Here is a 652-nt window from a genome sequence, read left to right as displayed (position 1 = left end):
GGGACTGCGGACAAAAAGTTGGACCGTTGAGGTCCGGAACGGAGTCCGCATGGCATACAGTAGGAGAATGGTGGAGAGGGCCAGGGCGCTTCGCGGCGCCGGGCTCACCGTCATGGAGATAACCGAGATACTCGGCGGGCCCGGCAAGACGTCCGTCTGGCGCTGGATCAGGGACGTGCGCAAGCCCGCGGGAAGGGCCGGTGGAGGAATGGACCTGCCGCGACTCGTCGGGGACGGCCCCGACTACCCCGACATCGACCCGGAGGACAAGGACGCCCTGATCGAGCGGCTCAGGCTCGAGAACGCGGTGCTGAGGGCGGTGCAGGACGTTTTAAAAGCCGGGAGCCTCGACGGGATGTCGAACAGGGAGAAGACCCTGGTGATAGACCGCCTGAGGCCGTGCGGGAAGTGGTCCTTGAGAGAACTCACGAGTTCCTTGGGGATATCAAAGAGCTCCTATGAGTACCAGCGCCGCGCGATCGCGAGGCCCGACCGGCGCGCGCCCCTGCGCGCGCTCGTGCGCAGGATCTTCACCGAGGACGGCGAGGGGGCGCGGGGGTACCGCTTCGTGACGGCGCGCCTGCGCGAGCTCGACGAGCCCGTGCGCGCCTCGGAGAAGGTCGTCCTCCGCATCATGCGCGAGGAGGGCCTG

At 67.5% G+C, this 652-nt stretch carries 1 protein-coding gene; it reads left to right on the top strand.

What is annotated here, in order from left to right; all coding sequences use genetic code 11:
- Window positions 1–49: 49 nt before the first annotated feature.
- A partial coding sequence (locus ACTQXO_RS08745) for an IS3 family transposase (RefSeq protein WP_441545614.1) occupies window positions 50–652 on the top strand: 603 nt, incomplete at its 3' end.

Origin of the sequence: Collinsella sp. LCP19S3_D5 (genome assembly GCF_052121415.1) — a bacterium.
GTDB lineage: Bacteria > Actinomycetota > Coriobacteriia > Coriobacteriales > Coriobacteriaceae > Collinsella.
Note: the sequence above shows the minus strand (reverse complement) of the source record. Positions and strands in the feature narration are given on the sequence as shown.